This is a genomic window from Pedobacter sp. UYP24 (genome assembly GCF_054057295.1).
Genome location: NZ_JBSRZD010000001.1, coordinates 217,157 through 238,425, shown reverse-complemented (window position 1 = coordinate 238,425; position 21,269 = coordinate 217,157). Strand labels below are relative to the sequence as shown.

The 21,269-nt window shown below is 38.4% G+C and carries 18 protein-coding genes and 1 tRNA gene; 13 read left to right on the top strand and 6 right to left on the bottom strand.

The genetic code is table 11. The features are described from left to right. Positions 1-5: 5 nt before the first annotated feature. A complete protein-coding gene (mqnB, locus tag ACVWYN_RS01095) occupies positions 6-638 on the bottom strand; it encodes a futalosine hydrolase (RefSeq protein ID WP_457286973.1) in 633 nt (210 codons plus the stop codon). Between the two features lie 68 nt (positions 639-706). Here mqnB and ACVWYN_RS01090 point away from each other — a divergent pair, with 68 nt between their 5' ends. The 4 genes from ACVWYN_RS01090 (at position 707) to ACVWYN_RS01075 (ending at position 6,450) form a co-directional block, all read left to right on the top strand. Continuing rightward, positions 707-1,117, top strand: coding sequence for a 6-pyruvoyl trahydropterin synthase family protein (locus tag ACVWYN_RS01090; protein ID WP_457286972.1), 411 nt, complete (start codon positions 707-709; stop codon positions 1,115-1,117). A gap of 11 nt (positions 1,118-1,128) precedes the next feature. Next, positions 1,129-1,758: a GTP cyclohydrolase I FolE gene (gene folE, locus ACVWYN_RS01085; RefSeq protein ID WP_457286971.1), complete on the top strand. Its 630-nt coding sequence runs from the start codon at positions 1,129-1,131 to the stop codon at positions 1,756-1,758. Between the two features lie 65 nt (positions 1,759-1,823). Beyond that, entirely contained in the window at positions 1,824-2,705 is an 882-nt protein-coding gene (fabD, locus tag ACVWYN_RS01080; RefSeq protein ID WP_457286970.1) for an ACP S-malonyltransferase, read from the top strand. A gap of 25 nt (positions 2,706-2,730) precedes the next feature. Next, positions 2,731-6,450, top strand: coding sequence for an ATP-binding protein (locus ACVWYN_RS01075; protein WP_457286969.1), 3,720 nt, complete (start codon positions 2,731-2,733; stop codon positions 6,448-6,450). Here the strand turns inward: ACVWYN_RS01075 and ACVWYN_RS01070 are convergent. Next, positions 6,442-7,350 (bottom strand): hypothetical protein, encoded by a 909-nt coding sequence (locus ACVWYN_RS01070; RefSeq protein WP_457286968.1) that lies wholly within the window; start codon positions 7,348-7,350, stop codon positions 6,442-6,444. The two genes, ACVWYN_RS01075 and ACVWYN_RS01070, sit on opposite strands and share 9 nt — an antisense overlap. A 181-nt stretch (positions 7,351-7,531) precedes the next feature. On the opposite strand from ACVWYN_RS01070, the gene ACVWYN_RS01065 reads away from it, so the two are divergent. Beyond that, positions 7,532-9,061, top strand: a complete 1,530-nt coding sequence (locus ACVWYN_RS01065; RefSeq protein ID WP_457286967.1) for a glycoside hydrolase family 10 protein — start codon at positions 7,532-7,534, stop codon at positions 9,059-9,061. 2 nt (positions 9,062-9,063) lie between these two features. Here the strand turns inward: ACVWYN_RS01065 and ACVWYN_RS01060 are convergent, their stop codons facing one another. Next, entirely contained in the window at positions 9,064-10,221 is a 1,158-nt protein-coding gene (locus ACVWYN_RS01060; protein ID WP_457286966.1) for an acyltransferase family protein, read from the bottom strand. Between the two features lie 27 nt (positions 10,222-10,248). Continuing rightward, positions 10,249-12,168, bottom strand: coding sequence for a glucosamine-6-phosphate deaminase (gene nagB / locus ACVWYN_RS01055; protein WP_457286965.1), 1,920 nt, complete (start codon positions 12,166-12,168; stop codon positions 10,249-10,251). Between the two features lie 198 nt (positions 12,169-12,366). Here nagB and ACVWYN_RS01050 point away from each other — a divergent pair, with 198 nt between their 5' ends. The 3 genes from ACVWYN_RS01050 to ACVWYN_RS01040 all read left to right on the top strand — a co-directional run bounded on the left by ACVWYN_RS01050 (position 12,367) and on the right by ACVWYN_RS01040 (position 15,652). Then, positions 12,367-13,569, top strand: coding sequence for an anhydro-N-acetylmuramic acid kinase (locus ACVWYN_RS01050; RefSeq protein WP_457286964.1), 1,203 nt, complete (start codon positions 12,367-12,369; stop codon positions 13,567-13,569). Positions 13,570-13,653: 84 nt separating this feature from the next. Continuing rightward, positions 13,654-13,869 carry a hypothetical protein gene (locus ACVWYN_RS01045; RefSeq protein ID WP_457286963.1) on the top strand — a complete coding sequence of 72 codons (216 nt, stop codon included), beginning with the start codon at positions 13,654-13,656 and terminating at the stop codon, positions 13,867-13,869. A gap of 88 nt (positions 13,870-13,957) precedes the next feature. Further along, positions 13,958-15,652, top strand: coding sequence for a S41 family peptidase (locus ACVWYN_RS01040; RefSeq protein WP_457286962.1), 1,695 nt, complete (start codon positions 13,958-13,960; stop codon positions 15,650-15,652). A gap of 25 nt (positions 15,653-15,677) precedes the next feature. Here the strand turns inward: ACVWYN_RS01040 and ACVWYN_RS01035 are convergent, their stop codons facing one another. Together ACVWYN_RS01035 and ACVWYN_RS01030 are read right to left on the bottom strand one after the other, a co-directional pair. Continuing rightward, complete coding sequence (locus ACVWYN_RS01035) at positions 15,678-16,004, bottom strand: 2Fe-2S iron-sulfur cluster-binding protein (protein WP_457286961.1); 327 nt, start codon at positions 16,002-16,004, stop codon at positions 15,678-15,680. 2 nt (positions 16,005-16,006) lie between these two features. Further along, positions 16,007-17,017 carry an NAD(P)/FAD-dependent oxidoreductase gene (locus tag ACVWYN_RS01030; RefSeq protein WP_457286960.1) on the bottom strand — a complete coding sequence of 337 codons (1,011 nt, stop codon included), beginning with the start codon at positions 17,015-17,017 and terminating at the stop codon, positions 16,007-16,009. Positions 17,018-17,144: 127 nt separating this feature from the next. Between ACVWYN_RS01030 and ACVWYN_RS01025 the strand changes: the two genes are divergently transcribed. The 5 genes from ACVWYN_RS01025 to ACVWYN_RS01005 all read left to right on the top strand — a co-directional run bounded on the left by ACVWYN_RS01025 (position 17,145) and on the right by ACVWYN_RS01005 (position 21,122). Then, on the top strand, positions 17,145-17,891 hold the full coding sequence (locus tag ACVWYN_RS01025) for a UDP-2,3-diacylglucosamine diphosphatase (RefSeq protein WP_457286959.1): 747 nt from the start codon (positions 17,145-17,147) through the stop codon (positions 17,889-17,891). A gap of 64 nt (positions 17,892-17,955) precedes the next feature. Next, complete coding sequence (gene prfA, locus ACVWYN_RS01020; RefSeq protein ID WP_457286958.1) at positions 17,956-19,029, top strand: peptide chain release factor 1; 1,074 nt, start codon at positions 17,956-17,958, stop codon at positions 19,027-19,029. A gap of 84 nt (positions 19,030-19,113) precedes the next feature. Continuing rightward, positions 19,114-19,187, top strand: a tRNA-Asp gene (locus ACVWYN_RS01015). Positions 19,188-19,602: 415 nt separating this feature from the next. Further along, entirely contained in the window at positions 19,603-19,935 is a 333-nt protein-coding gene (locus tag ACVWYN_RS01010; RefSeq protein WP_457286957.1) for a hypothetical protein, read from the top strand. Between the two features lie 65 nt (positions 19,936-20,000). Continuing rightward, positions 20,001-21,122: a redoxin domain-containing protein gene (locus ACVWYN_RS01005; RefSeq protein ID WP_457286956.1), complete on the top strand. Its 1,122-nt coding sequence runs from the start codon at positions 20,001-20,003 to the stop codon at positions 21,120-21,122. The last annotated feature ends 147 nt before the right edge of the window (positions 21,123-21,269 follow it).

The window sequence follows — 21,269 nt, the reverse complement described above, 5'->3', positions numbered from 1 at the left end:
GCCGGTTAAGTATTTGTCAAAAAGTCAATAGCCCAGTCATTCAAATTTTTAATTGCTAATCCAATTTCCCAACTCTCTCTGTTTCGTCTTTCAACATAATTAGATATAGACCTAATTTGAAGACAGGGAAGTGCTACTTTTTCGCAGCAATAGAGCACTGCAGCACCTTCCATGCTTTCTGTTATGGGGCTTCTGCTCGAAATGACTTGTTCAATTGTGAGCTCATTTCCATGTACCCTGTTTACTGTAATTCCGCTGCATTTCTGTAAGTCATTTATTACTGGGAGGGTAGAATTAAAATTTGACTTATAAATACTTCTACCCAAACCAAGTTGGTCGATTGAAATAAAATCTGCACCATCTTCTGCGCCGAGTTCTGAAAAAACATCACTAACCACGTTTACAACACTACCCAAAGGTATGCTTTTATCAAAACTACCGGCTATTCCCAAGTTTAGTACAAGATCGTATTTAGAATTTAAATATCGCCCAAGGCTAAATGCAGTAGCGGTCATTCCAACACCAGTGATTAAGACATCAAATCCATCTGATTGTAGAAACGCTCCCTTAGGCAAATTGAAATGGTCTGCTAATGGTGATAATTCGGGCATTGTTGCAGCAACTAAGAGGATTTTCATTGAGGGGTTACCTTTAGGGAATGAATTTAGCAAACTTTTATCTAAGTTTGCCAATATTATAACCTGCAATGATATATATAACTAGAAAGGCATCATTTAACGCTGCACACAAATTATCAAGACCAGACTGGACGGAAGAAGAAAATACGGCGGTATATGGTAAATGTGCAAACCCCAACTGGCATGGGCACAATTATCAACTCTATGTAACGGTAAAAGGTGAAGTAAATCCTGAAACTGGCTTCCTGGTTGATTTAAAGTGGTTAAAGGACATTACCAATACTTACGTTGTAGATAAGATTGACCATAGAAATTTAAATCTTGATGTAGATTTTATGCAAGGTAAACTGGCGTCAACAGAGAACCTCGCTATCGCCATATGGGAGCAGCTTTACACCTTAATTGGCGAATCAGGTGCTCAGTTACATTGTATTAAAATATACGAGACGGAAAACAATTTTGTTGAATATTTCGGCTAATCTTTATACATATGGACCATACAGAAAATTTTGATGACGAAGAGAACGGTTACCTCAAGATAGAACGCTACAATGAGGTTAAAGTTGAAGCTGTAGCCGATCATTATAAAGATATATTAGTACAATTGGGCGAAAACCCTGAACGGGAAGGATTGCTAAAAACACCAGAACGGGTTGCAAAGGCACTCCAATACTTAACACACGGTTACGATCTCAATCCTGCTGAAATTCTCAGGAGCGCAATGTTTAAAGAGGATTACAGCCAAATGGTTGTGGTAAAGGATATTGAGGTTTTTTCTATGTGTGAGCATCACATGTTGCCTTTTTTTGGTAAAGCGCACATTGCTTATATTCCAAATGGACATATCGTAGGTTTGAGCAAGATACCACGTATTGTAGATGCTTTCTCTCGTCGTTTGCAAGTACAAGAGCGGTTAACTAATGAAATTAGAGACTGTATACAGGATACATTGCAGCCTTCAGGTGTGGCTGTTGTAATAGAATGTAAGCATTTGTGCATGGCGATGCGGGGTATACAGAAGCAAAACTCTGTAACAACAACTTCTGCTTTTACAGGAGAATTTGCTAAAGACAGAACAAGAGCAGAATTTTTAAGGTTAATCACAGCAAACCTCCATTAGTAATCAACATTTATTAATAGCGCTGTACAATACAATTATCATTTAAGTAAAATAGCGAGAAACGAATGAAAGCATATATTTTTCCCGGACAAGGGGCTCAATTTTCTGGTATGGGAAAAGACCTATACGAGAATCCGATAGCAAAAGACCTTTTTGAAATAGCGAATGAAATTATAGGCTTCCGCATAAGTGATATTATGTTTGGCGGAAGCGAAGAGGAACTTAAACAAACAAAGGTTACCCAGCCTGCTATATTTCTTCATTCTGTTATTTTAGCTAAAACGCTTGGCGATGATTTTATGCCAGATATGGTTGCTGGTCATTCTCTTGGTGAATTTTCTGCACTGGTAGCTGCCTCGGCCTTATCTTTTGAGGATGGCTTACGTCTGGTAATTACCCGGGCAAATGCAATGCAAAAGGCTTGTGAGCTTCAGCCCTCCACAATGGCAGCCATTCTTGGCCTGGCAGATGAAGTTGTTGAAGATGTTTGTAGTCAGATCGAAGATGTGGTTGTTGCAGCAAACTACAATTGCCCTGGTCAGGTCGTGATTTCTGGAAGCATCTCGGGAATAGATCTTGCATGCGAACAATTAATTGCAGCAGGGGCAAAGCGCGCACTAAAATTAAATGTTGGCGGCGCATTCCACTCGCCTCTTATGGAACCTGCCAGATTGGAGTTAAATGAAGCTATTGATAAGGTAACGGTACTGTCTCCCATTTGCCCAATATATCAAAATGTATTTCCTCAATCCAATACAGATCCTGAAAAGATTAAGGAGAACTTGATAAAGCAACTTACAGGCGCTGTACGCTGGACGCAAGATGTTGAGCAAATGATTGCTGATGGAGCTACAGAATTTGTTGAAGTAGGCCCAGGTAATGTGCTTCAAGGATTAGTTAAAAAGGTCAACAGAACACTAACAACATCTTCAGCAACAATAGCATAATGCACTAGTATCTTAAATTATTGATGTGAGTATAGGAGGTAAAATAAGATTTCTGTTGTTGATATTAGGTGCCTGCTGTATCATCACAGCTATATCTTTAAGACATTCTATAACAAAAAAGGAACTCCTTTATCACGAAGGTGCTCAACTGCAGCAAAGTTTAATTAAAAAGGAGCTGATCGTCAATGGGTTCTTATCTGATAAAAATGAATTGGCAAAAATCAAACGTTTTTATAAGGATGATGAACTCGGAAGGAGTTTCATTTCAATATATAGGGATCAAGACATAAATCTGCTTACCTATGATGGAGATGAGCTGAAATTCTGGAGCTCTATTAAAGCAATTCCATCCAATCCTGAATTAATAAGAGAAGGCTCTTCTTTTCTGCAATTTACCAACGGGTGGTATGAAGTGGTTAAGAAATCTCTCGATGAGGTAACGGTAATCTTTCTTATACAGGTAGAAAGTCAATATAGCATACAGAATAAGTATCTCGAAAACGAGATTTCAAGCAATCTTTCTGATAAGAATTCACTTGCCCGTGCCTCTTTTTCAGATTACGATGTATATCCAATCTCAAATTTTAATGGGAAACTATTATTCGAAGTAAAGCTGAAACAGGGTTACTCAAAAAGTATCTATGCAAGTATAGAAATCTGGCTTTGGACCATTGGCCTTTTTAGCTTTTGTCTTTTTTTTAATTCATTCTGTTCATGGCTAGCTAAGCGGGGAAATCTTATTTCAGGAACAATACTAATTGCACTATTCTTTTTGACTGTACGAATAACGGATCTGGAATATGGATGGTTTAACAGACAGTTTGAACTTTCAATTTTTAACCCAAGTATATATGCCGAAAGCTTCTTTTTGCCATCCCTCGGCGACTTCCTGCTCAATGTAATTGCGCTTTCATGGGTAGTTCTTTTTATTTACACATACAGCGATAAGTATAAAATACCGACCTGGCTTTCAAGAAGTAAAATAAGTGGCCTTGCGTTTCAGTTTTTTCTATTAATCTTGTTCGGTATTCTTGCATTTTTATTTAATAAGGTTTTTCTGGGTTTAATAGAAAATTCTAAAATAGATTTCGACATTACAAATATTATTAACCTTGGTTGGATCAGCTGGATCAGTATTATTATTCTTTGTCTGGTTTGGTTTAATATTTATATCATTGCAAGCGTATTTATGCAGGTAACATTGCAGTTGAATGTTACCAACAGGGAACGGTTCTTGCTTTTCTTCGCAGCTTTTTTCGCTTATTTCTTATTCAGCCTTCAGGCAGGATTAAGCTTGTTCTTTGTCCTTTATGCCCTTTTTATTTTCATTATCGGGTGGAATTTTTACGTAAGAGGGAATGGGTTTTCTGTCAGCGTATTTGCTGCACTGTTTTTTTGTTTGGCATCTATATCTTCACTTAAGTACCAGGAATTTATAGACGATAAGGAAAAGGATAACAGAATCGCTCTTGCACAAAAATTAGTTGCGCCTGATGATATTGCAGTGGTTAGCACAATTGAAAATCTGGAAAAGGGGATCTTATCTAATAACTTTGTTCTTAATTATTTTAGGCAGCCGGGATTAAATAGTATTATGGAACTAAGAAAGAATATTGCCAAGCAATATCTTGACGATTACCTTCCTCGTTTTGAATATAATTTTTTTGTTTACAATAGTTTAGACGCTACTATAGCTGTACAGGAAACACTTCCATTTAGTTATTTCAAGGGCTTAGTACAGTCAGGGTCTATAAAACTATCTGAATCCAATTTCTTTTACCGGGTAAATGACACATTTGGGTATCAAAATTATTTCGGTATTATTCCTATTTATAAAAACAATAGGTTATTAGGTACGCTGGTGATTGAACTAAAGTCGCAACCTTACAACTACTTAGGACAGCTGCCAGAAATCTTGGTAGACAAACTGATCAAGAATGATAAAGATTATAATAACTATTCTATAGCCTTTTATAAAGATGATAAACTAGAAAACCAGTCGGGTAAATTTACATATAAGGTGTCAGGAACAGAGTTTACAAAAAGACCCTTAAAAATTTATTTTTCTAATGATACCTCTAACTATTCTCATCTGGTTTACTCGCCTGTGAGGTCAAAAGTTGTGGTAATTAGCAAGGAAAGGGTAAGTAGTATTATGTTACTGGCTACACTTTCATTCTTCTTTCTGGTATTCATCATATTTTCCGCAGTGCTTTATGTGCTAATCTGGCTGTTGAAGAACATAGATGAGAGTTGGGGCGGTTGGTTTAACATTAATCGGTCGTTAATGATTAATGCAAATAAGATCTTGTATAAAACCAGGATTCAGTTTTCGATTATCTTGTCTGTTGTGGCTACTTTGTTAATCGTAGGATGGGCCACTTACTTCTACATTAGTAAGGAGTACCGGGTTCAGCAGGCTGATTTTATAAAGGATAAGGTGCGAAAAGTTCAACAATCCTACGAAAAGCAAGTTGCGGTTAATGGTATTCCAACTGTAACTGACAAGTCGATAAATGATTTTAACCAATTTGCAGACATTAATGCTGCGTATTTAAATTTATTTGATATTAGAGGGGCATTAGTTTATACCTCTATTCCGAAGATATTTGATTTAGGTATCATCAACAGGAGGATGGGGGCAGTGGCATTTATTAATTTGAGCAAGCTACAAAAATCAGACTATATCAATTCTATGGAGCGCATCGGTACTTTTACTTATTCCGCAGCATATGCACCCATACGCAATGCTCAAAATCAGACTATCGCTTATATCAGTGTACCTTACTATGCTAACGAAGCAGATTACAGAACTAAGATTGGTATTTTTATCAATACACTGATTAATATCTATGCCCTTGTATTTGTTGGCATTGGCATATTGGCTGTATTTCTTGCAAATCAAATTACCAGTCCACTTACATTCATTCAGGAGAGTATTAAGAAAACCAAGCTTGGACAGAAGAATCAGCCGATTCTCTGGGCTCGTCACGATGAGATTGGCTCATTAATACGGGAGTATAACAAAATTATAGCTGCCCTGGAAGAAAGCGCTATACGGCTGGCAAAATCTGAGCGAGAGAGCGCATGGCGTGAGATGGCTAAACAGGTGGCTCACGAAATCAAGAACCCGTTAACCCCACTTAAATTGGGGGTTCAGCTTCTTGAGAAATCCTGGAAAGAAAAAGACCCTAATTTTGAATCCAAATTTGAGAGATTTAGTAAGTCATTCATTGAACAGATAGACAGCCTTTCTACTATAGCATCAGAATTTTCTAACTTCGCCAAGATGCCAGATACCAAATTGGAAAAACTACTCATTCTTCCTATTATAAATCAGGCAAGAAATGTTTTTACAAACAGCGATTCGGTGGAGATTTATATCTTGAACCATGCTAATATAGATATTACCATATTAGGCGATAAGGATCAATTACTTAGAACATTCAATAACTTATTAAAGAATGCCATTGAAGCTTCTGCTGATAGCCAGAAATGTCTTATTAAGATAATGATCAGGAATGATGAACAGTGGGTTTATGTTGAAGTAGAAGATAATGGAAAGGGTATTGATGTTTCACTTCAGGAGAAAATATTTGTACCCAATTTCACTACTAAATCCTCTGGTACCGGACTAGGACTGGCATTTGTTAAACAAGCTGTTGAAAATGCAGGAGGTACAGTGGTATTCAAATCTGCTGCAAACGTGGGTACAACCTTTTATTTGACTTTCCCTTTATCTTAGCTCAATAGAGGCTCTTCCCATAGTATACCCATCTGCATAGAGGATTACAGCATATGTTCCCTTTACAAATTCGTTAGGATTAACCCAGTCCATTTTGTAGGAGGTATTGTCATCGTTGAAAGAAATAGATGTTGAACTTGTAAACTGCATTTCTTGTCCGTCGGCCTCAAAAATGTTATTTTCATCTGCAATCAAATTTCCAGATGGATTGAATATCCTTAGATATATTTTATGATAATCTTTAAAAGCGAGCTGATTAGGCACAATCTCAAAGGTTACGGTCAGCTTTTTAGCTGTGCTTGCCCTGCTTACTTCAATGCTTTTGCCACTGATTTTCACTTTATAAGCTGTTAAGAAGACATTGGAGGCTTTAAGTGCAGCTCCAGTCTTAACTTTTGCGCTTAATTCTTCATTTCTTCTCGCTAAGGCATCTGCTTCCTGTTTTGCGGTTAGCGCAAAAGATTCGAGGCTGTCCATTTCTGTTTTAAGATGAGAGTTTTCTTTCCTAAGGCGAAGAAGATCTTCATTATAGTGTTGTAAAAACTCTCGTAATTCTGATATCTGCTTTTGGGCATCAGATAAATCCTTTTCTGTTAATGTCCCTTTTTCAAGAGCCAACTTCAATCCGGCAATCTTTTCTCTTGCAAGTCTTTGTTCTGTAATCAGTTTATCACTTAGGGTTACATTGATGGTGTTTACTTTATCAAGCTCGGCTTCAATCTTTTCTACCTCCAGTTTTAGGCGGTCTGTCTCAATATTAACGTTTACAAAACGTTGGCTTTCATGTTTATCTTTAAAAAAAAGGTAAGCATTGGTGCCTAGTAAAGTGGCGATTACAATCACAAGAAAATAAATCTTGTTGCGGTCTCCTTTATTTACTAAATCGTTTTTTTCGGCCATTATAGAGTTTATCAGATTAGTTGGGAGGCGAACATAAATAAAAAATAGTTAAAAGGTAAAAAAAACACATTTTTTATATGAGACTTTAAAAAAAATCGTTTACTTGCTTAAGTCGACTGTAGTAATGTACAGAAGGCAACACAACTGAAACTTAATTTTCTATAACACACAACATTAAAAAATGCTTAAAAACAGCATCTGCGGGCTTTTCTTAATTCTGGTATTACCTTTAAGTCTGTTTTCGCAAAACACGTCAAAAATTGCTCCAAAAAGAGAATTTAGAGGCGTTTGGGTAGCTACGGTATCCAATATTGATTGGCCTTCAAAACCAGGCCTCAGCGTTGACGCCCAAAAACAAGAATTAATTGGTCTTTTAGAAAGGCATAAAGCAAATGGTATGAATGCCATAATGTTACAAGTGAGGCCTGCGGCCGATGCTTTTTATTCCAAGTCTAGGGAGCCATGGAGTCAGTGGCTAATGGGAAAGCAGGGACTAGCCCCTGCTCCCGGATACGATCCTTTAGAATTTGCGATCAAAGAAGCCCACTTTAGAGGAATGGAATTGCATGCCTGGTTTAATCCCTATCGCGCAACAATGAGTCCGGGTGCTATAACGCACGAAACGCACATGACAAAGAAACGGCCAGACCTATTCTTTACCTATGCTGGTAAAAAGCAATTTGATCCCGGTATCCCGGAAGTCCGCGAATATATAGTACAAGTTATTCTCGATGTTGTTAAAGGCTATGATGTAGACGGTATTCACTTCGACGACTATTTTTATCCGTATAAAGTAGAAGGACAGCATATTAATGATGCGACAACTTTTGCCAAATACGGCGAAGGATTTACTGATATTGGAGATTGGCGAAGGAATAATGTAAATATTCTTATTAAACAATTAGATGATAGCATTCATTTTTATAAGCATTATGTGAAATTTGGGGTAAGTCCCTTTGGGATATGGCGCAACAGTTCAGAAGATAGTTTAGGGTCTGCAACTGCAGGACTATCCAATTATGCCGAGCTTTTTGCAGATTCAAGAAAGTGGGTGCAGGAAGGATGGGTAGACTATATCAATCCTCAAATCTATTTTAGCTTTACAAGAAAGGTTGCGCCTTTCGCTACCCTGGTAGACTGGTGGAGTAACAATACCTTTGGGAGACATCTATACATTGGTCAGGCAGCCTATTTAGTAAACCAACGTTCTGAGGCAGCATGGAGTATTCCAAATCAAATTCCAGAGCAAATAAGGTACATTAGAAAGAATACGCGTGTGCAGGGAAGTGTGTTTTTCAGTTCAAAATCTTTTACGAATGTAGCCAGGGCAGTTGGCGATTCATTAAAGAATGATTTGTATCATTACCCTGCTCTCCCTCCACAAATGCCGTGGCTGGATGATGTCATGCCAAACGCCCCCCAACAGTTATCAGTTGAAGCTTTGAATGATGGCGTTCACCTCAGGTGGCTTAGACCTTTCAAAGCGAAAGATGGAGAAACTGCTTCAGGATATGTAATCTATCGATTTGAAGAAGGTGATGAAATCAGCATTTTAAATCCTAAAAACATTCTTAAGATAAGTTATGAAGAATACAACTCTTTCATTGATACCAATGCAGAGCCTGGAAGAAGATATAACTACCTAGTTACAGCGCTTGATAGACTGAAAAACGAAGGTGAGCCTAGTGGTCCCGTTGGAATACTCAGATAAGGTTAAACCTTTATAAATATTTTCTTATTGTACATCACCCATAAAATAACCAGCCAGCAAAGAACAAACGTTATTGCCCAGGCAACTGAAGCATTTATCGGTGAAAAATTGTTTTTAAAGCCCGAGTATAAATAGGAGTTTAAGGTAATTTCTGAATCATCTTTTGCTTTTACAGAGATCATATTCAATATTCTGGGTATGAGGCCCGAAAAAAAGTAAACCGTTATCGCATTAATGCCATATACCACAAAAGGTTTGGTAAACTTTGTGTACTGCTGCACATCAATTATCCAATAGCATAGTGCCAGCATCATGGTAGAAAGACCACCTGCATAAAGTACAAATGAGCTGGTCCATAAGGCTTTGTTTATTGGAAACTGCAGATTCCACAGCATGCCAAGCGCAACGGCAGCAAGTCCTGTACAAAACAACCAGGATGTTTTTGTTGCTGCATCAATATCTTTTCTTTTTAAATACACACCCACAAGCACACCAAAAAGTCCGGTTGCAACAGCAGGTATAGTACCTAAAATTCCTTCAGGATCCCAGGTTCTTGATGATTTCCAAAGATGAGCTTCTGTAAGCAGGCCTTTGTCTATCCAAGCACCAAGATTGGTTTCTTTTTCAAGATTGGGATATCCTACACCGGGAACTGGAACAAAGGTCATCAGTGCCCAGTAAACTGCTAGAAGAATAATAATGATTTTAAAAATTGTTTTCTCAGATGATTTAACGAAGATGATAGAACAGAAAAAGAAAACCAAAGCTATCCTTTGAAGGACACCCGGAATTCTTACGTTTTCAAACGCCTCAATCGGATTTGTAAATAATTTGGGAAACATCGACAAGAATAAACCCATGCCAAACAGTATCAACGCACGCTTTAAAGCTTTTAAAAGTATCTTTCTATGTGATGACACATCAAGCTTTTTAGTTCCCATTGCATAAGCGATGGACACGCCAACGATAAATAGAAATGAAGGGAAAATCAAATCTGTAGGCGTACACCCATTCCATTCGGAATGCTCCAGAGGAGCATAGATGTTGCCCCAATCGCCAGGATTATTTACTAAGATCATAGCAGCTACAGTTGCCCCTCTAAAAAAATCTAGAGAGAGTAGCCTTAAAGGTGTGTTTAGTGCAATTTGGGGCTCATTCATGTACAGCTAGGAGATTAAATGGATAACTTAAAACTTGTACCGAACAAATGCTTCCATAGCTTCATATTCGGCCAAACCCAGTTCATCATAGGCATGTGCTGTTTCTCGATTCCTATCTTCTGCCCTTTGCCAAAACTCTCTGGCATCATCCCCTGGAAAAACAGCCCTGTCTTTTTGCGACTGGTGTTTGAATATAGCGAATTTTTTTCTTTCTACCTCTTGTGGACTTAAAGGCACAGCCATTTCAATTTCATGCGTTTCAAACTCTTTCCATGCGCCCCTGTACATCCATACCCAGCAATCATTTACCCAGCTTTCAGTCTTTGCAAGTCGCCTAAGTGCTTCTATAATGATGTTGAAACACACAATATGTGTTCCATGCGGATCTTCAAAATCGCCTGCAGCGAATACCTGATGGGGCTTTATTTTTTGTAGTAAGTCAATGGTAAGTTCAACATCAAGATTTGTAACCGGGTTCTTTTGGTTTTTGCCACTTTCGTAAAAAGGCAATGCCATAAAATGAATATGATCATCTTCTAAGCCACAAAAACGGGCGCCAGCAATTGCTTCGCCTTTTCTAACCAGCCCTTTTACGGTTTGAATTTCTGGAGTATCTACCTGGTTTGGAAGTTTATTGCTCATAAAAGTACGCATGTTGGCATATAGCGCTTTTAGATCTGGCCTTTCCATGCCCATTTTATCAGAGAAATCCATACTAAATTCTACAAAGCGTAGTGCATCATCATCCCAAACTGCAGTATTACCAGAAGTTTGATAAGCCACATGAACATCGTGCTTTTGATCAACAAGCCGTATAAATGTACCACCCATAGAAATCACATCATCATCGGGGTGTGGAGAGAATATTACCGCCCTTTTCTTTGCAGGTTCTGCGCGTTCTGGCCTTTGCGAATCATCAGCATGTGGCTTACCACCAGGCCACCCGGTTATGGTGTGTTGAAGTTTGTTAAAAATGTGGATGTTAATGTTGTAAACAGGCCCGTTGTCCAGGGCTAGCTGTGCCATTCCATTATTGTTATAATCATCCTCAGTTAGCTTTAATACTGGTTTATTTAAGAAATTAGCCAGCCATATTACTGCTTTTCTGGTCAGGGCCTCATTCCATATACAGTCTTTAACCAACCATGGCGTATCAAAACGTGTCAATAATGACGCAGCATCCTGATCTAGAATAAATTCTACATGCTCAGATAGTTGCAAATAGGTTGCAGGTACATCGCCTGAAATCTCACCTTCAACTGCTTTTTTAATGATAGAAGCTTTTTTTCTATTCCAAGCCATCAAAATAATCTCGCGGGCTTTAAAAATAGTTCCTATTCCCATAGTGATGGCTTTGGTGGGAACAAAGGATTTTCCGCCAAAATCTCTCGCGGCATCTCTTCTGGTCAGGTCATCAAGGGTTACTAATCTAGTTCCTGAATTGGGGGCAGATCCCGGTTCATTAAAACCAATGTGCCCTGTTCGCCCAATACCCAATATCTGTATGTCCAACCCACCCAATTCTCCAATCTTCTTTTCGTATGCCAGGCAAAACACAGGTATATCTTCCAGTTTTAATGTTCCATCAGGAATGTTCACATTTGATTTTTCTATATCTATGTGATCAAAAAGATTTTCATTCATGAAAGAAACATAGCTCTGAACAGCATTTGGTGCCATAGGATAATATTCGTCCAGATTAAAGGTGATTACGTTTTTAAAGCTTAATCCCTCTTCTTTGTGCATCCTAACTAGTTCTGCATAGACGGCAACTGGCGTAGCGCCGGTTGCAAGTCCCAATACTGCTGATTTGCCTAGTTTTTGTTTTTCTTTGATGATATTTCCAATTCGTTGAGCTACACTTAAGGAGGCTGATTTTGGATTATCAAAAACTGAAACCGGAAGTTTCTCAAACCTGGTTTCTTCCAGTAGATTTAGTCTTGCCATTTACTGTATTATTTATAGTGTATGGAGCAGCAAAGATAATCGTATAAAAAGACTTATTCAAATTATTAAAAAGTTATTGTTTCTTTTTAAGAAAAATATCTTTAACATTATTGCTTATTTGTGAAAATACAGAATATCATACCATATTTCTCCAATTTTCTTACATTTAAAAGTGCTTTCAACATAGATGAAATTTTTATGATGAATTTAAACTGGACAAAGCTTTTCAATGCTATAAATAAACACGAAAGACTGATCGTAGGATTAATGTCTGGGACATCCTTAGATGGCCTGGACATCGCATTATGTGCTATAACTGACCATGGAGTAAAAACAAAACTGAAGGTTCTCCATTTTCAAACGATGGAATATGAGATTGACTTTAAGGACCAGATTAAGTCGGTTTTCTCTAAAAGGCAGGTGGACTTGCAGATGGTTAGCTTATTAAATGAAAAAATTGGGCTTGTTCATGGATCAATGGTTTTAACAGCGCTGGAGATGTGGGGGGGTAAGCCTGAAGATGTAGACGCGATAGCAAGTCACGGCCAGACCATATTCCATGCGCCTAAATCTCTGCATCAGCTAGCTGATTATCCAAACGCTACCTTGCAAATAGGCGATGGGGATCATATTGCCGTAAAAACAGGTATTGTTACCATTAGTGATTTCAGGCAGAAGCATATCGCAGCAGGGGGTGAGGGTGCGCCATTGGCAGTATATGGCGATTACCTTTTGTTTTCTAAAAAGGACGAAGAGCGAATTTTGCTAAACATTGGGGGCATCGCAAATTTTACCTACTTACCAGAAGATAACGACGCAGATAAAGTATTTTCAACTGACGTGGGTCCTGGAAATACAATAATGGATCAATTTGTACAAAAGCACTATGTCGCAATGGCTTTTGATGCGCATGGAGACTTAGCGGCATCAGGAAATATTAATGCCGGATTGCTAGCCGCCTTAATGGATCTGGATTTCTTTGCTACGGCTTTTCCAAAAACTACAGGTCCTGAGTTGTTTAACCTTGTATATCTGGAAGCGGCACAAGATCGATCGGATACACTAAATATTAGCAAGGAAGACGTTTTAGCCACATTAAACAGATTCAGCGCTGAGGTTATTATCGAAGCTATTTGTCGTTGTGTATCGCAGAAAAACAAGACGAAAGTTTACGTTAGTGGGGGTGGGGCTCATAATTCACTCCTTATTAGCCATCTTAAAAAAGCATTGTTTCCTATGGAATTTGGAACCACAGCAGAACTTGGAATTAATCCCGATGCAAAGGAAGCGGTGCTTTTTGCGGTGCTGGCAAATGAAACGCTATCTGGTACAGGGGTAGATTTTGATGGCAGAGCTGCATTGCCTGCCATTACGATGGGCAAAATATGCCTGCCATTTTAAAAGAAAATACCTCTTGTCAAATATCTTTTGACATGGGCTTACTTGTTTAACGCTTATTTTATACTTTTGTGCAAAACAAATACTATGGCAAGTTTTACGCTTACTCCTGAAACCTGGGTTAAGGTTAAAATTAAGTTTCTTAGAAAATACAGGGATTTGGCTCAGGCGGATATCTTATTTTCGCCCGGACAGGAAGACGCACTGGTAAACCAACTCATGGGCCTTGTAAAAAGAGACCGTGAATATATAGAGTTCACTATTAAGAAGGCTCTGGCAGATCCTGACGGTAACAGGCTTTAAACCTCCTTCAACTTAGTAGCATTTATGTGGCAGTAATTGCAATTGAGTTCATTTTTCTCTAAGTTTACTAAATACAGATCAGTGAACGATGAAAAAAATCCAAGTAATTACAGCGCTTTGTCTTGTTGCCTTTGCAACCTTAACCTGGTCCTTTAAAGAAGATCTTTTTCAGGTTTCCAAGAATATAGACGTATTCGCTTCTTTATATAAGGAGATCAACATCAATTACGTTGAGGAAACCAATCCTACCGAACTGATGAAAAATGGTATTGATGCCATGCTGGCTAATCTGGACCCATACACCCAATATATTCCTGAATCTGAGATAGAAGATTATAAGCTTAAATATGTAAGCACGCAATACGGTGGCATAGGCGCAGGAACCCTTTTTATTGAAGGAAAACTATTTGTTAATGAAGTTACTGAAGGCTATCCAGCCGATAGGCAAGGACTTAAGCCTGGCGATCAGCTGGTTAAAATTAACGGCAATGGAATTAAAGGGAAAGACAGGCAGCAAATAAGTCAATTATTGCGCGGTCCGAAGGGTTCTGCGGTTGATTTGGTGATTATCCGTGATGGAGCTGTACTATCAAAGAAGCTGATAAGAGATGAGATTAGACAGCCAAATGTTTCTTATTCAGGAATGCTTGCGGACAATATTGGATATATCAGATTGGATAAGTTTCTGGAGAACTCTGCCCAAGAGGTTAATGATGCTGCGGTAGCGCTAAGTAAGCAACAGCTTAAAGGACTGATTCTTGATTTAAGGTATAACGGGGGAGGTATTTTGCAGGAGGCTGTAAAAATTGTTAACCTATTTGTGAGTAAAAATGTATTGGTTGTTACACAAAAAGGGAGAAACCCGCAAAAGACCATTACCTATAAAACATATAATGAGCCTTTGCTGCCTCAAATTCCATTGGTAGTTTTAGTTGGAGGCTCTTCCGCTTCTGCATCTGAAATTGTAGCTGGTTCACTGCAAGATCTTGACAGGGCCATTATTGTAGGGCAGCGTAGTTACGGAAAAGGACTTGTACAGCAAACTTTTAACCTACCTTATAACAGCCTGGTAAAGGTTACTGTCGCCAAATACTTTACGCCTTCTGGTAGGTGTATTCAGGCACTGGATTATGCACACAGGGATGCAAACGGAGCCACTATTAAGTTTGCCGATTCTGTGATGTCTAAATTTAACACAAGTGGCGGCAGGAGTGTTTATGATGGTAATGGTGTATATCCTGATGTTTTTGTAAGTAGCGCTAAAATAAGTCCGATTACTGCTTCTATTATATCCAAAAATATGTTTTTTGATTATGCAAATGCCTATAAGAAAAAGAATAAGGAGATTGCACCAGCAATTGGTTTCCACTTGAGTGATGCAGATTATGCAGAATTTGTAACCTCTCTTGCAGGAAAGGATTACTCTTACGCTTCGCAAACAGAGAAACTGTTGTCAGATTTGAGGGCTGAAGCAGAAAAGGAAAACAAGCTGGCGGTAGTGAAGGTAGATTTGGATGATTTGAAGGAGAAAATGCTTGGGGCTAAGAAAACTGATCTTACGACCTTTAAGTCGGAGATTAAAAGAATTTTGGAGACCCAAATAGTTAGCCGTTATTATTACGAAAAGGGTAAAGTTGTTCAAGCTTTCCAATACGATAAGGAAATGGCCGCCGCTAAAGCAGTATTAGCCAATTCTACCAAGATGCTTGCCATACTAAAGGGCGATGGTGAATTCAAAACTATCGGCAGCCCTGTTAAAACAATTGGTTCAGCTAAAGATTAATAGGTTCGGCGTGAAGCCCATGCTATTAAGTGCCGTGTAATTTAACAACCAAACCATTCATATTGTTGCTGAGTTGCAACTGACAGGCCAATCTGCTGTTTGGTAAAAGGTCAGGAAGGGTATCAAGCATAGCGTACTCATCGTCTGTCATTTCGTTCAACTTTTCCTCTCCTTCCAATACATCAACACAGCAGGTGGCGCATAATGCCATTCCTCCGCAGGTGGCAAGGATATCATATTCGCAGGCCTTTAAATACTCCATCAGGCTTAAGCCCATATCAACAGGAGCTTCAAGATCTGTTAAACTACCATCCGGATTCTGTACGTGTATAAGTATGTTATTTTCTTCCATTGTTAGAACTCTGAAACGCCGTTTACAGTTGTGTATTTCATGGTATATTTAATACCCGGATTCATGTATTGGTAAGCACTATGGCTCATTAATGCTGCTTCATGAAAGCCACAAAGAATTAGCTTTAGTTTATTGGTGTACGTATTGATATCTCCAATTGCGTAAATGCCGGGTATGTTGGTAGAATAATCATCAGTATTTACTTCAATTGCACTTTTGCTGATGTTTAGGTTCCATTGTTCTATAGGGCCTAATTTAGGACTCAACCCAAATAAGGGAATTAAATGATCTGCCTCAACAACTGATTTCTCCATAGTTTTGTTGTGGATCAATTCTACTGTTTCCAGTCTGCCTTCTCCAGAAACAGAATTTAAGTTGCTGTTTAAAACAAGGTTGATTTTACCGCTTTCTGCAAGCTCCATTACCTTGTTAACAGAATCAGGGGCACCTCTAAAGCTTTCGCTACGGTGAACCAGGGTAAGCTCACTAACAATATCTGCAAGAAATATGGTCCAGTCAAGCGCCGAATCTCCACCACCTGCAATTACCATTTTCTGATCGCGGTATTTCTCAGGATCGAGGATCATGTAGTTTACACCTCTGCCGTTTTCAAATTGCTCTAAGCCGGCCACAGCTGGTTTACGTGGCTCAAAACAGCCCAGTCCGCCTGCAATAACAACAACCTTAGCCTCTATTGTGGTCCCCATATTAGTGGTAAGTACAAAATCAGCTTCGCCGCGTTTTTCCAACCCTTCAATTCTTTCGCCCAATGTAAAACCAGGATGGAAAGGCTTAGCTTGCTCCATTAGGTTTTCTACCAGCTCCTGTGCTAAAACAGTAGGGTAGCCCGGGATGTCATAGATTGGTTTTTTGGGATAGATTTCTGATAATTGACCGCCCACTTGAGGTAAATAATCAATTAAATGACAGCGCATTTTTAATAAACCAGCTTCAAATATTGCAAATAAACCTACGGGTCCGGCGCCTATTATGGCTATATCAGTAGAAATCATGTATTTAAATTTTGTGCGAATTTACGAACTTTTGTTTGTAAATCATTGCTATATATAAATAATCTACATAACCTCTAGAACTTATGACAGTTGGGTGGTTTGATATTTTAATTATCTTTGTTTATCAATGACTAAGAACCTTTACTTCGCTTCAGACTTTCACCTTGGATCACCAAATCATAAGGAAAGTCGTTTGCGTGAGGATAAAATTGTACGATGGTTAAATACAATTGAGCCTACTTGTGGAGAGCTATTTCTTGTGGGAGATGTATTTGATTTCTGGTATGAATATAAAATGGTAATCCCTAAAGGCTTTATTCGGTTGCAAGGAAAGCTTGCTGCTATGGCTGATGCCGGTATAAAAATTTATATGTTTAAGGGCAATCATGATATGTGGATGAATAAGTATTTCACTGCAGAAATGGGGATCCAAATTGTTAGTGATGAACTGATCATTGAACGTAACGGAAAGAAATTTTATATACACCACGGTGATGGCCTTGGTCCTGGAGATTCAAAGTATAAGGTATTACGAAAGATCTTTAGAAATCCAATTTGCCAATGGTTGTTTTCACTCGTGCCGCCTACAATTGGATTAGGGTTTGGTAATTGGTGGTCTGGCCATAGCAGGCATACTAGTACTTCTGATGAGCATTTTATGGGCATTGACAATGAATGGCTGGCTGTTTATTCAAAACAGCAATTAAAGCAACAATATTTCGATTACTTTATTTACGGGCATAGACATTTACCGTTGGAATTGGATCTTGGTAGTGGCAGTAAGTATGTTAATACTGGTGAATGGCTACAACACGCATCCTATGCCGAGTTTGATGGCAATGATCTAAGCCTGAAATATTTCGAGAAAGATTAATTCAAAAGCCGTATTTTTGCTGCCCGAATAAATATTACATTTATTATTAGTTTCTGAAAAAGATATGTTAGAAAAGTTAGAAGCAATCAAACTTCGTTGGGAAGATGTTGAGGAACAGATAAGTAATCCTGATACCATGCAGGATATGAAGCGTTTTGCCGCTTTGAGTAAGGAATATAAGGATTTAGGTAAGATTGTAGAAGAATACAAGATCTATAAGAATGTGATGAGTAACATCGATGCAAATAAGGAGATTCTGACTACAGAGAAGGATCAGGAAATGCGTGAGATGGCAAAGGAAGAGCTGGATCTTCTATTGGAACAACAGGAAGAACTCGAAGAAAAAGTTCGTTTGATGTTGATCCCTGTGGATCCGGAAGATGCTAAAAATGCTGTTTTTGAGATTAGAGGTGGAACAGGTGGAGATGAAGCTGCTTTGTTTGCAGGAGACTTATACCGTATGTATAGTCGTTACTTTGAGCAAAAGGGCTGGAAAGTAGAAACGGTAGACTTTACAGAAGGAACTGCCGGTGGATACAAAGAGGTAATTTTGAAAGTAAATGGCGAAGATGTATATGGCCAGTTAAAGTATGAATCTGGTGTACACCGTGTACAACGAGTTCCTGATACAGAAACACAAGGACGTGTACACACATCAGCGGCTTCTGTGGCCGTATTGCCTGAAGCGGAAGAGATTGATCTTTACATTAACCCTGCCGATATAGAGCTACACACTTCACGTTCTGGAGGTGCAGGTGGGCAAAACGTGAACAAGGTGGAGACTAAAGTACAATTAACGCATAAACCATCTGGTATTGTCGTGGTTTGTCAGCAGGACAGGTCGCAATTGGGCAATAGAATAATTGCGATGGAGATGTTGCGTAGCAAATTGTACGATATTGAATTGCAGAAAAAGAATGGTGATGTTGCTGCCAGGCGGAAGACGATGGTTTCTACCGGAGATAGGTCAGCTAAGATAAGGACATACAATTATCCTCAGGGAAGGGTAACGGATCATCGTATTGGTTTAACGCTTTATAACTTAAATGGAGTGTTGGATGGTGGTGTGCAGGAGCTAATTGATGCGCTTCAATTTGCAGAGAATGCAGAGAAGATGAAAGAAGGTGCTGTATTATAAGGGTTTACAATTATTTTAAAATATATATTGTGAATTAGAATATTCATCCTATATTTGCAATCCCGAAACGAAAGTAACGGAAACGGACCGGTAGTTCAGCTGGTTAGAATGCCGCCCTGTCACGGCGGAGGTCGCGGGTTCGAGTCCCGTCCGGTCCGCAAAAAGCCTTAACTTGAAAAAGTTTAGGCTTTTTTGTTGGTCCGCTCCTTAACATATTTCAGGCCGAGGTAATAAAAATTATGGCATTTGGGGCCCTAACAGTTTGCTGATAAACTTTAATTCACGGTATTTGTAGTATATTGCATAAATATCAGTTCGATATTATGGCCAAGAATATAAAACATCGGCTCATATTTGAGTTATCAAAATCGGAGCGTGAATTACGTCTGAAGAGTGCTTTAAATGAGGTTATTCAGATGACCGTAGATATGCAGAAACCTTTCGTATATAGGAACAGCTTATGCATCCAGCCGAACTTCTTTATCCACCAATATCCCAATGGAAAGAAATTCCTCATTTCACAGAACCAGGAAAATTCCAAGGAGAGTGTATTGAGAGAACTTGCCTGATCCTATGGATAACTTGAGGCTTTTTATTGTTGCAGGACCAAATGGATCTGGCAAAAGTCTTTTCTCTAGTAAACTTACGGAATCTGATTATACTGTCTTTGATGGGGACAAGCACCTTACCGAGTTTGCCAAGAAGTATCCAGAAATCGGGAGCGAAGTGCTGTCGAATGCGGTCAACGAACAGGTTTTCAAAGTAGAGAAGTTAAAAGCCATTGCTGAGCGGAAAAGCTACGCATTTGAGACAAACTTCAGTGCCACGAATCCAATGGAAACAGCAAACGAGTTTCGCAATGCAGGATATGAGATACATCAACCCGTAAACTTTTGTGGAGTATAATAATATAGTAAATAAGTTGTCCGCCAATTCTTTAGCGGACAACAATTTTAATTAACTTAAATATTATGAAGAAAATATTTGTAATTATTTGTTTGAGTACATTATCGAACTTGGTATTTTCTCAGGGAAAGTTGGAAATCTATGGTAATACTACTGGCCTTAAAGATGGTACAGAGTTAACAATTTACAGAGATCAGCCAAAGTTTATTGAACCTTCTTCGAAAAAAATAAAAGTTACAATCAATAATGGACACTTTTCTTTTTCAACAAACCAAGATGGAGCAGAGCTTTATTACTTCGAATTGTTTAAAAAAAGAACATATTTCTTTTGTGACACGGGGAAATTCGAAATGAAAATCCCAAATGGCTCTATCGTTGACGCTGTTTTAAGTAACAATACGGTTGGGAAAGATTATAATGACTTTTTAAACGGAAGGGATAGTGTAAGCCGAAAAGAATACAGCAAAGCACTTTACGCTTACGACGATTTTTTTTTGCATAAAAGTATAGACACCATTGCACGCGCTGAAATCTTAGCTAAAATTTCAGTTACAAAAGAAAAATATCAACAGAGTACAGTTGATGATGGGTTGCGTTGGATATCAAAGAAACCCCAATCACTCATTAACACCTATGTTTTACATCAATTACTGGATATAATTCCTGATAATCAACTAACAAGCATTTACAATAAGCTTGCTAATAATGTAAGAAGTAACAGTTGGGGGAAGGATTTGAAATATAAAATAGACAGTCTCTTTGTTGGAGGTACTGCACCTGATTTTGAGCAAACAGATACTTCCAATAATGTAATTAACTTATCAAGTTTCAAAGGTAAATATGTGTTAATTGATTTCTGGGCTACATGGTGCATACCATGTAGATTAGAAATCCCCAAACTGGTAAAAGCGAAGAAGCTGTTGGCTTCAGACAATTTTGAGATAATTAGTTTTTCCTTAGATGATAAATCCTCGCGGCAGAAATGGCTGGATGCAATAAAAAATGAAAAAATGGATTGGGTGAATTTATCGACTTTGGACGGCTTCAGCAATGTGGTCGCTCGTAAATATCATATTAAATCTATCCCTAGTAGTTTTTTGATCGATCCAAATGGAAAAAATTTAGCAACAAATATCAGCGGAGAAATTTTATATAAAACTTTAAAAAAACTAGTTAGTGTTAGATAGGGCAATAAAAATGTTTATCACGCTGATATCAGAGAGCTACATCTTGAAATGAAGGACTCTCCTGAATGGGTGGTGCCAAATCTGGATAAATTGTAGAGGCAATTGTCTGATCTATAAATATTTATATCTTTAGAAATATTTAAATAT